This window comes from Draconibacterium halophilum (assembly GCF_010448835.1).
GTDB lineage: Bacteria > Bacteroidota > Bacteroidia > Bacteroidales > Prolixibacteraceae > Draconibacterium > Draconibacterium halophilum.
The window spans coordinates 4,567,880-4,581,304 of sequence record NZ_CP048409.1 but is presented as its reverse complement, the minus strand read 5'-3'; the positions used below and the strand labels follow the sequence as shown (position 1 = coordinate 4,581,304).

9 protein-coding genes are annotated in these 13,425 nt (G+C 40.3%); 4 read left to right on the top strand and 5 right to left on the bottom strand.

Annotation, left to right across the window (positions count from 1 at the left end; translation table 11 throughout):
* The first annotated feature begins 32 nt into the window (after positions 1 to 32).
* Positions 33 to 806 (top strand): TIGR03915 family putative DNA repair protein, encoded by a 774-nt coding sequence (locus G0Q07_RS18685; protein WP_163348587.1) that lies wholly within the window; start codon positions 33 to 35, stop codon positions 804 to 806.
* Between the two features lie 157 nt (positions 807 to 963).
* Here G0Q07_RS18685 and G0Q07_RS18680 read toward each other — a convergent pair whose 3' ends face one another.
* The 4 genes from G0Q07_RS18680 to G0Q07_RS18665 all read right to left on the bottom strand — a co-directional run bounded on the left by G0Q07_RS18680 (position 964) and on the right by G0Q07_RS18665 (position 6,579).
* Positions 964 to 2,166 (bottom strand): uracil-xanthine permease family protein, encoded by a 1,203-nt coding sequence (locus tag G0Q07_RS18680; protein ID WP_163348586.1) that lies wholly within the window; start codon positions 2,164 to 2,166, stop codon positions 964 to 966.
* 70 nt (positions 2,167 to 2,236) lie between these two features.
* A complete protein-coding gene (locus tag G0Q07_RS18675; protein WP_163348585.1) occupies positions 2,237 to 3,031 on the bottom strand; it encodes a 3-keto-disaccharide hydrolase in 795 nt (264 codons plus the stop codon).
* A gap of 87 nt (positions 3,032 to 3,118) precedes the next feature.
* A complete protein-coding gene (locus G0Q07_RS18670) occupies positions 3,119 to 3,370 on the bottom strand; it encodes an HTH domain-containing protein (protein WP_163348584.1) in 252 nt (83 codons plus the stop codon).
* A 260-nt stretch (positions 3,371 to 3,630) separates the two neighbouring features.
* Positions 3,631 to 6,579, bottom strand: a complete 2,949-nt coding sequence (locus G0Q07_RS18665; RefSeq protein WP_163348583.1) for a glycoside hydrolase family 3 N-terminal domain-containing protein — start codon at positions 6,577 to 6,579, stop codon at positions 3,631 to 3,633.
* A 173-nt stretch (positions 6,580 to 6,752) separates the two neighbouring features.
* On the opposite strand from G0Q07_RS18665, the gene G0Q07_RS18660 reads away from it, so the two are divergent.
* The 3 genes from G0Q07_RS18660 to G0Q07_RS18650 all read left to right on the top strand — a co-directional run bounded on the left by G0Q07_RS18660 (position 6,753) and on the right by G0Q07_RS18650 (position 11,943).
* Positions 6,753 to 7,922, top strand: a complete 1,170-nt coding sequence (locus G0Q07_RS18660; RefSeq protein ID WP_163348582.1) for an exo-beta-N-acetylmuramidase NamZ family protein — start codon at positions 6,753 to 6,755, stop codon at positions 7,920 to 7,922.
* Between the two features lie 9 nt (positions 7,923 to 7,931).
* Complete coding sequence (locus G0Q07_RS18655; protein WP_163348581.1) at positions 7,932 to 9,383, top strand: sodium:solute symporter; 1,452 nt, start codon at positions 7,932 to 7,934, stop codon at positions 9,381 to 9,383.
* Between the two features lie 97 nt (positions 9,384 to 9,480).
* Entirely contained in the window at positions 9,481 to 11,943 is a 2,463-nt protein-coding gene (locus G0Q07_RS18650) for an endonuclease/exonuclease/phosphatase family protein (RefSeq protein WP_163348580.1), read from the top strand.
* Here G0Q07_RS18650 and G0Q07_RS18645 read toward each other — a convergent pair.
* On the bottom strand, positions 11,940 to 13,349 hold the full coding sequence (locus G0Q07_RS18645; RefSeq protein ID WP_163348579.1) for a CCA tRNA nucleotidyltransferase: 1,410 nt from the start codon (positions 13,347 to 13,349) through the stop codon (positions 11,940 to 11,942). The genes G0Q07_RS18650 and G0Q07_RS18645 overlap by 4 nt on opposite strands.
* Between the last annotated feature and the right edge of the window lie 76 nt (positions 13,350 to 13,425).

The window sequence follows — 13,425 nt, the reverse complement described above, 5'->3', positions numbered from 1 at the left end:
GAATAGAGTACCCAAAAATCCAGTATCCAGCCATGAAAATATACACCTACGATAATACTTTTGAAGGTTTTTTAACTTGTGTTTTCGATTGCTACAACCGAAAAGATTTCCCGGTTGATATTTGTTCGCGATATGGCGAGCAGCGTTACCTTTTTGTTGAAAGTATTGATATTGCTACCGACCCGAAAAAGGCCGAGCGGGTTTGGAAGGGCATTCAAAAACACCTGTCGGGGAAAAACAAACAACTGTTGTTTTATGCTTTCTTGTCGGAAGAATTAGGCATTGAAATGAAAATTTATCGTTTCTTACGCCGAATGTTCAGCGGGCATCTTAACCTGGAAACCGATTATGGTGATCCTGATGTGCTGAATCTTACACAAACTTCGCAAAAGGTAAAAAAGGAAGCCATGCGTATGATGCAGTTTGTTCGTTTTCAGCGCACCAAAGACCGGATGTATTTTTGCGGTATCGAGCCCAAATACGATGTTATTCCTTTAATCATAAACCACTACGAAAAACGATTTACCGATCAGCGTTGGCTGATTTACGATTTACGCCGCAACTATGGTATTTTGTATGGAACCGACAAGGTAGAAGAAGTGGTGCTTACAAAAAAGCAATTTAATGCTTACAATGGTCAGGTGAAAGAGGAGTTGTTACACGAGGGCGAAGACTTTTATCAAAAACTGTGGCGTTCGTATTTTAAACACATCAACATTGAAGAACGAAAAAATCTAAAGTTGCAACGCCAACATATGCCCCGGCGCTTTTGGAAGTATTTACCAGAGAAACAGGAGTCGAACTGATTTTAGAAATGGAATAATCTGTTAATTCCATTAGAAATGAGTAGGTGGCTGATTGTCAGGGTTGTTGCGTAATAGTCTTTTTAGTTTACACATGAGGATAAAAAAGGATCCGACCTATTTAGCAGATCGGATCCTTTTTGTTGTCAGTATTTCTGAGCTATTCTTCTTTTTTCGTCTTTGGCAAAATCAAATTTAAAATAATACCAACGGCAGCAGCCAAGCCGATACCTGCAAGCGAAAAGGTTCCATACGAAATAACGGCTCCACCAATTCCAACGGTTAAAACGATTGAAACAATTACCTGGTTGCGGGTTTCTCCCATATCCATTTTTGAATCAACCATGCTTTTAATACCTATTGAGGCGATCATTCCAAAAAGTAAAAGCATAATTCCACCCAAAACCGCTTGCGGAATAGTTTTTAGAAAGCCACTTATTTTTCCCACAAAAGCAAATACTATAGCCGTAATTGCCGAAACACGCAAGATAAATGGGTTGGTAACTTTGGTTAGTGTAATGGCTCCTGTAACTTCGGAATATGTGGTGTTAGGTACGCCGCCAAAAAATCCAGCCAATGCAGTCGCAATTCCATCGCCAAGCAAGGTTCGGTGTAAACCCGGTTTTTCAATAAAGTTCTTTTCGGCTACACCACCAATGGCGTACATATCTCCAACGTGTTCAATAATTGGTGCAATGGCTACCGGAATCATATATAAAATGGCTTGCCAGCTAAATTTTGGGGTAGTAAATTGAGGTAAGGTTATCCAGCCAGCCTCCTGAACGGCGGTAAAATCCACTTTCCCCCATATTATTGCAACGATATACCCTACTGCAATGGCAATAAATATGGGAATAAGTTTAATCATTTTCTTCCCAAAAATTACCACAATAATGGCTGTAAACAAGGTAACAACAGCGAGTGTCCAATCCGTTTTAGCCATATCAACAGCTGTTGATGCCAGCGATAAACCAATCAGTAAAATAATGGGGCCAACTACAACAGCAGGGAAAAGACGCTCGACAAATGTAATTCCCCGTAATTTTACCAGGGTAGAAACGATCCCATATACTACCCCAACGGCAATAATCCCTGAGAGTGTTCCCGGCCAGCCATATAATTTGGTGGCTTCAACAATTGGGGCAATAAAGGCAAAGCTACTTCCGAGGAATACCGGTACCTGCCCCTTGGTAACAAGGTGAAAAAGTAGTGTGCCTATTCCGGCCGTAAAAAGGGCCACGGCCGGGTCGATTCCCACCAGTAGCGGAACCAAAACTGTTGCACCAAAAGCAACAAATAAGAACTGCACACCCAACACGGTGTTTTTTAAGGTTAATTGATCGCGTAAAGTTTTACCACTCATGATTTTTATATTCGATTAAAATTTGCGCAAAAATATACCCGTTTTTTAAAAAACGGGTATAAAATATTTTTTATTGAAGGATTTCGGCAGGAATTTCCTTAATCGGTTTAACCCGAACGGATTTGATAAACAGGTCGCCGCCTTCTGATTGAATTTGTATTTTTCCTGAACTTAGTGGCCGGATCTGGCCATTTTCATTTACTCCGGTGTTGGTATTTATCATGGTTACCTGTCCGTTAACCAAATGTACTGTGGTGCGGCCGTAACTGTAAAGTTCAACAGTATTCCATTCTCCTAGCTGATTCTCAGCATCAACAGCTTTTTTTATTCCGGGGCCGTTAAAGTCTTTTCCAAATTGTGTGAGTTCGCCTCCTTTTGTGAAAACATAACCATTTTCAGTTTGATTTACCTCGGTTTCGCAGCAAGTATTGTTCATGAGGTATGTGTCGCCCAAATTTTCGTGCATCAGCTGGCATTCTATGTTTGTCATCCAGGAGCCTAAAGCTTCGCCAAATTCGCCAAAGCTATGATATAACAGGCCACTGTTTCTCTTTGTGTAAACCTGGTCGCCCCACTTAAAAACCAATTCCAGGTGGTAGTTGGCAAAAGTGTCGACGGTAGCCAACGAGCCGTTTACTTCTCCGGTGATGTGAATAAGCTTTTCTCCTTCAACATCAACAACTTTAAAAACGTTTTCTGGAGTGGCCTCTTCGTAAAGGTGTTCAAAACCGGTAAGCGGAGTACCGATAAACGTTTCCCAGCCATCAAGGTCTTCGCTGTTGAACAGCGGTTGCCAGGGCGCTTCGCACGAGCTAAATAAGATTGTAGAAAAAATGATTGAAATGAAAAATGTTAATTTCTTCATGAGGTAATGGTTTAGATAATATTTATACATAAAAAAACTGCCCCATAAATATAGGACAGTTTTGTAAATATCTTTAGTTTTTCTCCTTTAAACCGCTGCGCCAACTAATTGCTGAGCTCGTTCCAGAATTGCCGTATCATCCAAGAGAACAATTCCGCCATTTGGTCCTGGTTCCATGTGTATTCCCACTGCTTTTCCACTTGTGTAATTCGCGCCTCCGAAATAATTCCTGACGGTTTGTTCTGATACTTCAAACTCTTGCGCAATTTGTTTAATAGAACCGTCAGGCAAGCTGTCTTTGATTTTACGCAGCTCGTTAAATGTTATTTTTTTCTCCATATCGCTGTGGTATTAATTAATAATTATTGTATTTGTAAAGAACGTGCATTAAAAGTATAATTAATAATTTAATAATGAAAGCGTCACGAACAGGTATTGTTAAATGTTATATCACAAGAAGAATATTATGTGTGTTTTTAAGGTTTTATTAAGAAGTAACTGCCTGATTGGTAGTGTTGTTAGATTTTGTTTATATGTTGTAAAACAGGTTGCGAAAAGCAGACTGTTAACATTTTTTAAAGGAAGTTGTTGGCCGGCTTTTATTCTGAAATAATACTGTCGTAAATGGCCTGATGCATGGCAGTGCGAATGTTTAATTCGTAGAGTTTTGAGTTGTTTCGCGTTGGGTAAACACGGTTCGACATAAAGATGAATAGAAGTCCGTTGTCAGGATCGGCCCAGGCAAAGGTTCCGGTATAGCCACTGTGTCCAAAACTGCTTTTGCTACTCGACACAGCAGGATAGGCATCTTCCAGTTCGTTTTCATCATTATCAATCATGGGTTTGTCAAAACCAAGACCTCTTCGGTTTTCATTTTCGGGGTACTGGATGCGTGTAAATTCATTTATTGTTGCTTTTGAGATATAACGGCGGCCGCCAAAATATCCGTTTTGCAAATACATTTGAAATACTTTTGCTAAATCGGTTGTTGATCCGAACAGCCCGGCATTTCCGGAAACTCCACCCATCATTGCTGCTCCTTCATCGTGTACATAACCGCGCATTTTTTCCATCCTGAAAAAATCGTCTACCTCGGTTGGAATAATCTGGCTAAGCGGATAATGTTTGTAGGCATTAAACGTAATTGTTTGTGCGCCCAGGGGCTTGTAAAAGGTATTTTTAACATACGATTCGTAAGGTGTGCCAGTCAGATTTTCAATAATATCGGGGTAGAGGTAAAAGCTCAATCCCGAATACAAGTATTTTTTCCTTGGCACAAGCTCTGAAGTTCGGATGGTATCGAACATTGTTTTTCGGAAATCATGATTCATACGTAAACGTTCTGACACGCGAATATCAAATTTCGACGAGGGATGATCTTTAAATACATTTCTGTCGAGTGTCCCATCTTCCTGCACGGTCATGGTCCAGAAAGCGATCCACGATGCCAGACGAGCCTGGTGTGCCAGGATCTCGCGGAAGCTCAGGTTCTCTTTGTTGCTTCCAATAAAATCGGGCCAGTATTTACTAAACTTATCATCGATGTTTATTTTTCTTTCATCAACCATTTTCATGATTGCCGGAAGGGGGCCGGTAACTTTTGTTACTGATGCCCAGTCGTAAATATTGTCCATATTTACGGGGTAAATACTGTCGTAGGTCTGAAAACCAAAGCATTTATGAAAGACCACCTGTCCGCCTTTGGCAACCATAACCTGGCACCCGGGGTAAGCCCCTTCTGAAATGCCGAGGTTGGCCAGTGAGTCAATTTTTCTATTCAGGATGGCTGAGCTCATTCCTGCTTCCTCTGGAATAGTGTATGAAAAAGTTTGGTTTGGATTAACTTCCATTCCATCGCCGGCTTTAAATCGTCGGTCGGAAGTAACCGGAAGTTTTCCGCTGGCTTTAAACGCCCCAAAAACAAGCTGAGCGGCCAATTTCTGAGTCAGTTCATTGTCTTGGTGAGCTACAATTAAAGCATCAGCATGGTGGATGTTGGCAAAATGTTTCAAGGCGTAAGCATTTCCAAAAACTGAAAACACAACATTTTGCTCATTGACCAGGTCGATAACTGCCTTTTTCTGTATTTCAGAAATGCCGTAATTATTCGATGAATATTTGTTGATGCCGGTAATTCCGGCTATTACAAAGTTGTAGTTGTCCAGTTTTTGGCGGAGATTAGCCCAGGTTTGTTCTGTGGCATCTTTAGGTAACCAAAAATGATCCATATTGGTGTATTTCGCCAACATACTTTGAAAGGCTGATTTTTGGGCGCCACCAATATTTACTGTTGCAATAGTTCGCTTATCAAGTTCCTGTACAGGAAGTGTGCTGTCGTTATTTACAACAACAGTCAGCGATTGTTTAATCAGTTTTCGATTGGTAACCTGGTATTCAGGCGCGTTCAGATCGGCAGTAATATCTGCCACACTAGTGGGTTGGTATTCGTTTAAGCCAACCCAGCGTTTCAGCGCCAAAACTGTTCTGCATTTTTCGTTTATTTCGTCTTCGCTGATCTCACCGTTTGCAACTGCCTCTTTTATTGTAGCAACAGCTTTGCCTGCATCAGCCACAAATTCAATCATGTCGTTACCGGCTATCAATGCTTCCAGTTCTGCTCTTCCCGGTCCGGTAACTACGCCTTTCATGTTAATAGCATCGGTTACCACAAAACCTTTGTAACCGATCTCCTCTTTTAAATAATCGGTAACCACTTTTTTCGAAAGCGATGAGGTTTTTCCTGAATCATCAAGCGAGGGAATATTTAAATGCCCCGACATAATCCCTGCTATTCCCCGATTTGATAGATATCTGAATGGAAAACTTTCAATGCTGTCAATGCGGCTTTTTGAATGCGGAATGAGCGGAAGTGTTTTATGCGAATCAGTTTTAGTGTCGCCATGTCCGGGAAAATGTTTAGCTACCGGAATTACATTGTTATCCTGCATTCCTTTGGCAACCATCCACGATTTTTGAGCCACACTATATTTGTCCTCACCAAACGAACGAAACCCGATAACCGGATTGAAAGGATTGGTATTAATGTCGGCAACCGGCGCAAAGTTCATTTGAATACCCATTCGTTTTAACTGGCTGGCAAAATCATGTCCCATTTGATAGAGTATAGAACTATCTTGAACAGCGCCCAACGATTGCGCATACGGATAAACAATTGTGCTATCGGTTCGCATGGCAGGTCCCCATTCGCCGTCGATAGCAACTAAAAGTGGTGTTTCAGAAGCTTCCTGGAACTGGTTAATCCAGTCGGCCGTTTTTGCCGGCGAACCTTGCATTATCAAAATTCCACCCGGTTTCCACTGCTGTATTCTTTTCTTATAAATTGCCTTGCTGGCCTCGTTTTGTTTCGGATAAACCGTTATCATCATTAGCTGGGCGATCCGTTCTTCCAAACTCATTTTTTCGAGTTGCTGTGTTACCCACTCATCATCTTTAAACTGGAAAAATGGAGGTTCTTGTGCAGAAGAATCGTTTGCTAATAACAGAACAAAAAATATAAGAAGTAAAAATATATTAGGTGTTGGTTTCATCTTTTTATGATGCTATAAATTAATATTACAGGTTAAACGTTGTTAGAAATAAATTAGTACGACACACACATCGTAATTTTATTTCATTTTCGTTTCACTTTTTGTCCGAATGATTGCTTTTTAAAAAATTTAAAATCTATCTTCGTTCGCGCAAATGTAATATTTTAAAGCCTATGTTCAGGATTTTTTTTGTGTTAGTTTTATGGTTGTTTGCCAGCGGTTGCATGGCACTGCAAGATAACGAAATTATTGTAGGAGGGGAGCGTACTTCGCTATATTTAGATATCTTAAAAGATAAAAATGTTGGTTTGGTTGTGAACAATACATCCATTGCTGAAGGCGAGCATCTGGTTGATTTTTTATTAAAGCAACAGGTTGCCGTTAAAAAGATATTTGCTCCTGAACATGGTTTCAGAGGCGATGTATCGGCAGGAGGTGAAGTGGAAGATGGCCTGGATAAAAGCACGGGGTTGCCGGTTTTCTCGTTGTACGGTAAAAACAAAAAACCAACAGCCGAACATTTCGATGGGCTGGATGCGGTTATTTTCGATATTCAGGATGTCGGTTGCCGGTTTTATACCTACATTTCAACCTTGCATTACGTTATTGAAGCGTGTGCGGAGTATGATGTGCCGCTAATTGTTTTCGATCGTCCCAACCCGAATGGTGATTATGTCGCCGGCCCTGTAAGAGAAGAAGGGTTTGAGTCGTTTGTAGGTCTTGATCCGATTCCGATAGTGCATGGATGTACAGTTGGTGAACTGGCGAAAATGATTAATGAAGAAGGATGGCATGAGGCAGAATCAAAATGTGAACTTACTGTTATTCCTGTAAAAAATTACGATCATAAAATGGCGTATTCGCTACCGGTGCGTCCATCGCCAAATTTACCAAACGACCGTGCTGTTCGTTTATATCCGTCGCTGTGTTTTTTTGAAGCCACCAGTGTAAGTGTTGGGCGGGGGACCGATTTCCCTTTCCAGGTTTTGGGTGGTTTAAATGAAGATCTTGGTAATTTTGAGTTCACTCCACGCAGTATCCCGGGTGTGGCGATTAATCCGTTAAATAAAGACAAAAAATGTTATGGCGTTGATTTAAGAACCTTGGACGAAACGCCAAAATTTACATTGAAATACTTCCTCGACTTCTATAATAAATACGAGGATGAGGCTGATTTTCTCACGCGCGAACGTTGGTTGAACCTGCTTGCCGGAACGGACTCAATGATCAAACAAATCAGAGAAGGAAAAACTGAGGCTGAAATTTTAGAAAGCTGGCAGCCAGAGTTGGAAGAATTCAAACAAATGAGAAAAAAGTATTTACTCTACCCCGATTTCGAATAAACATTAATTATGAGCCCATATCTTGTTCTTGGAATTGTTCTTGGTTATTTTTTAGTGCTAATTTTTATTTCATGGTTAACCGCGCGAAAAGCAGATACACAGGCATTTTTTACTGCTAACCGAAAATCGCCATGGTATTTGGTGGCTTTCGGAATGGTGGGAGCAACACTGTCCGGAGTAACTTTTATTTCCGTTCCGGGCGAAGTTGGTAATTCGGCATTTTCGTATCTGCAGTTTGTGTTTGGAAATTTGGTGGGGTACTGGCTGGTGGCGGGTATTTTGTTGCCTTTGTATTATCGGCTTAATCTGGTTTCTATTTATTCTTTTCTCGACGAACGGTTTGGTCCACGATCCTACCAAACCGGATCTTTTTTCTTTTTGATCTCAAAATTGATCGGTGCTGCATTCCGATTATTTTTGGTTGCGGGAGTTTTGCAAATCGCTTTTTTCGATGCTTTTAATATCCCGTTTTCATTAACGGTTATTGTTACCATTGCACTTATTTGGGTGTATACATTTAAAGGAGGTATTAAAACCATTGTTTGGACCGATACCTTGCAAACACTGTTTCTGGTTAGTGCAGTTGTTTTTACCATTGTTGCCATTTCGCGAAGCCTTGATTTGAATTTGTCGGGCTTGGTTAGAACCATAACAGAAGACAATAACTCGCAACTTTTCTTTTGGGACTGGCGCTCAGGAAATAACTTTTTTAAACAGTTTATTTCCGGAATGTTCATCACCATTGTTATGGTTGGAATGGACCAGGATATGATGCAAAAAAACCTGACCTGTAAGAATAAACGCGAAGCACAGAAAAATATGTTGGTGTTTAGTATGTCGTTTCTTTTTACAGTGGTGCTGTTTCTGAGTTTGGGAGTAATGCTATACATTTTTGCCCGGGAGCATGGAATTTCATTGCCGGAAAATACAGATGATCTTTATCCGCTGCTGGCTTTAAAATACTTTGGATTGCCTGTAGGAATTGCCTTTTTGCTAGGAATTACGGCGGCAGCTTATTCAAGTGCCGACTCAGCATTAACGGCATTAACAACGTCTTTTACTGTCGATTTTCTGAAAATACATAAGTATCCCGAAGACAAAAAGCGCCGTTTGAAAATGATTTCTCACTTAATGTTTTCAGTGCTATTAATTGCCGTTATTCTTGTTTTTGATGCCATTAATAATCAGAGTATTGTGGTGGCTGTTTTCACCGTTGCCGGATATACTTATGGTCCAATTCTTGGTTTATTTCTTTTTGGCATGTATTCATCCCGAAAAGTGAAAGACAAATGGGTGCCAATTATCGGAATTTTTGCTCCGGTTTTGTGCTACTTTATTTCAACTTATTCTGAAGTACTTTTTAATGGCTATCAGTTTGGATTCGAAATACTTATTCTAAATGGGGCAATTACAATACTTGGTTTGTTACTCATTTCTGAAAAAGATGCTGTAAAGAGCTAAGGATTGTCAAGAAATGTTAAAAATTGTGAATTGATTTTTTATATTTGTAAAATAAGGAGAGAAAGTTGGCGTTATAAGAATATAAAATAATTTCGAATTGATAAAATATCTACTTCAAATACTGACAGCAGCCCTTGTGTTTGTTATGCTCTTCTCGTGTGAGGATGAGGGATATTTGTCGTCTACAGATGCACAACTTCGATTTTCGGTTGATACAGTAACTTTCGATACCATTTTCACAACCATCGGATCAACAACACGTCGTTTTACGGTGAGCAATCCTTATGACGAGGATGTTTTAATTTCCCGTATTCGGCTGGCAGGAGGAGATGCCTCCAACTTTAGGTTGAATATTAATGGTTATATGGGGACCGAGTTGTACGAGATTGGATTACCGGCGAGAGACAGTATTTATATTTTTGTTGAAGTTACAATCGATCCGAACGGGCAAAATTTGCCGATGGTTGTAGCAGATTCCATTGAATTTACAACCAATACAAATTTTCAGAGTATCATGCTCGAAGCCTATGGGCAGGATTTTAAACTGATAAAAAGTGAACGGCTTCAGACGACTACCTGGACAGCTGAAAAGCCATACCTGGTATACGATTATGCGTATGTTGACAGTTTGTCGACATTGACAATTGAGCCGGGGACAAAAATATATTTTCATAAAGATGCTGGTATGTATGTTCGGGGAAATGTGGTTGCTGATGGTACTTTCGAATCTCCGATAATTTTCCGGGCCGATCGTCTGGAACCATCGTACGAAGATATTCCGGATCAGTGGAACGGAGTAGTTCTGTACTCGGGGAGTCATGATAATGTATTCAACTTTACCACCATTAAAAATGCGAATATTGGGTTGCAGGTTGGAACGATTGAAAACGAAGGTTATGCTTCTGTCGATTTAACAAATTCCAGAATTGAAAATATGGCTTACGCCGGTGTGTTTGCTCTGAAGTCGAAGATCTTTGCTTACAATGCAGTAATAGCCAACTGTGGTTACTATGCCGCAGCCTTGCTTGTTGGAGGAGAATACGAATTTTACCACTCAACCATTGCCAATTATTGGGGCAATTACGGGGCGGCTGTTCGAACCACTCCTGCGCTGGTTGTATCGAATGTGCTAATTGTTGAAAATTCAAAAGGAGAACAAATTTCGTACAATGGCGATTTGGCCAAAGCTACTTTTGGTAACAGTATTATTTACGGTAATATTGGAAACGAACTGGAGTTGGGTGATAACGAAGAAAACACATTCAATTACCTGTTTGATCACTGTATTATTCAGGCACCCGACACCTTAAATACCAGCAATACGAATCACTACATTAATGCGATGATTGGAAGCGATTTTGATCCGCGTTTTGTTGATCCTTACGATGAATACAACTATGAGTTGGATACTTTGTCGGCAGCAAAAGATGTGGGTACTTCGAGGTATTCTGAACTATATCCGCTAGATATATTGAATAAGAGCCGAACTGGAGAAGATGGCCCGATCTTGGGGCGTACGAACGCATTGAAAAGTAAAATGAAACGCTTTCTTTTTTGTTTATCCCTTGTTCTACTCATTGCAAAAGGCAATGCTCAAAATAGTAATGCCGAGTTTTCAATACTCTTTTATAATGTTGAAAATCTGTTTGATATCCAAAATGATTCCTTAACTGCGGATGATGAATTTACTCCTGGCGGCGAGCGCCACTGGACCAGAAAACGTTTTAATAATAAAATAAATAACATCTCGAAAGTTATACTTAGTGCCGGTGGTTGGACGATGCCTGATTTGATTGGGTTGTGCGAAGTGGAGAATCGTTACGTATTACAAAAACTTATAAAAGACACGCCGCTAAAAGCTACACCTTACAAAATAATCCATAAGGAATCTCCGGATCCACGGGGAATAGACGTGGCGATGATTTACAATTCTGAAACTTTTTATCCGCTTGATTATAACTATTATCCCTTGCAAAATAAAAATGGTGGCATTCGTAAAAGTCGTGAAATTCTACACGTTTTAGGAACGGTAAATAATGGTGATTCCATACATGTATTTGTAAACCACTGGCCATCCCGTTATTCTGGTTTGCTTGAAACACGACCGGCACGACAACAGGCAGCTCGTTTGCTTTACTCTAAATACAAAGAAATAATTCAAATAGATCAAGATGCCAATGTAGTTATAGTTGGCGATTTTAATGATCAGCCAAATGATGAAAGTATTTCAAAATACCTTGCTGCAAGCAGTCCTTTATACAATGAATCGGCAAGCTTGTACAATTTGTCCTTTCCGTGGCTGGATAAGGAAGAAGGTACATTAAAATATCAGGGACGGTGGTTTGTTTTCGACCAAATAATTGTATCGCCAAACTTGTTGACTTCTACGAGTGGTTTGAGCACGAACCCAAAAAAAGCTACCGTTTGCGATTTGCCCTATTTATTTGAGCCCGACGAAACACGCGGAGGCAGAAAATTACACCGCACGTACACGGGATTCCGCTATAACGAAGGTTTTAGCGATCATTTACCAGTATTATTAAAACTGCAACAAAACTAATCTTTTGTGCTAAGCCCCATTTCTTCTGCTTTTTTCAGCATAAAAGCAAAAGCTTCTTCGTAATTGTTATGTATCTCTCCATCAAGAATAGCTTCTTTTATAGCATCTTTTAATTGTCCAACTTCACGACATGGCGACAGGTTAAACGTTTTCATTATAAGCTCTCCATCCACAGGCGGCTGAAAATTTCTGACGGCGTCTTTCTCTTCAATTTCTCTCAGTTTTTGCCGAACCACTTTAAAGTTTGTCATGTAACGTTTCACCTTCTCCGGATTCTTTGATGTAATGTCGGCCTCACAAAGCGTCATTAAATCGTCAATGTCATCACCGGCTTCAAATAGCAAGCGACGCACTGCCGAATCAGTAACAACCTCTTCCGACAGGACAATCGGTCGCATGTGTAATCCTACCATTTTCTGAACGTATTTCATCTTTTCATTCAGTGGTAATTTCATGCGTTTAAATATCTTCGGAATCATTTTTACACCTACAAAATTGTGCGCATGAAAAGTCCAGCCGAGCCCCTCGATGAACCGTTTTGTTTTGGGTTTAGCAATGTCGTGTAATAATGCCGACCAGCGCAGCCACAAATTATCGGAGTTGGGAACCAGGCGGTCGAGGACTTCAATCGTATGATAGAAATTGTCTTTGTGACCAATCCCCTTGACTTTCTCAACACCTTTCATTTTTTGCAATTCGGGGAAAATTATTGCCAGTAAACCGGTTTCTTCCAAAAGCTTAAACCCTTTCGATGGTTTGGGAGCCATAATTATTTTATTGAGCTCTTCGATGATGCGCTCTGTGGAAACGATTTTAATACGATCTTTATTTCTGGCAATGGCTTCTAAGGTCTTGTCTTCAATTTCAAAATCGAGCTGAGTGGCAAACCGAATAGCACGCATAATTCGTAATGGATCATCCGAGAATGTAATATCAGGATCAAGAGGGGTACGGATAATCTTATTGGTTAAATCATCCATCCCGTTGAAAGGATCAACAAGCTTCCCAAAATTGTTCTGGTTCAGACCAAACGCCATCGCGTTAATGGTAAAATCCCGGCGGTTCTGATCGTCTTCCAACGTGCCGTCCTCCACAATTGGTTTTCTCGAGTTGCGTTGGTACGACTCTTTTCTGGCTCCAACAAATTCAATCTCAAGGTCTTTGTATTTTAACATCGCCGTTCCGAAGTTTTTAAATACATTAACTCTTGGGGGCGGCTTTAAGCTTTTAGCCACCTCGTTGGCGAAATCAATACCACTACCAATAGTAACAATGTCGATATCTTTTGAAGGTCTATCCAGAAACAGGTCACGTACGTATCCTCCAATCACATAAGTTTCTGTTTCAACACGGTCGGCAACTGCCTGTATATCTTTAAAAATCGTTTCTTTTAGTTTGTTGCTCATCTGACAAAAAATCGTAATTCAAATTGGGCTAAGCTGCCACTTTGTTAAAAATCGTGACAAAATTACAATTATTTAG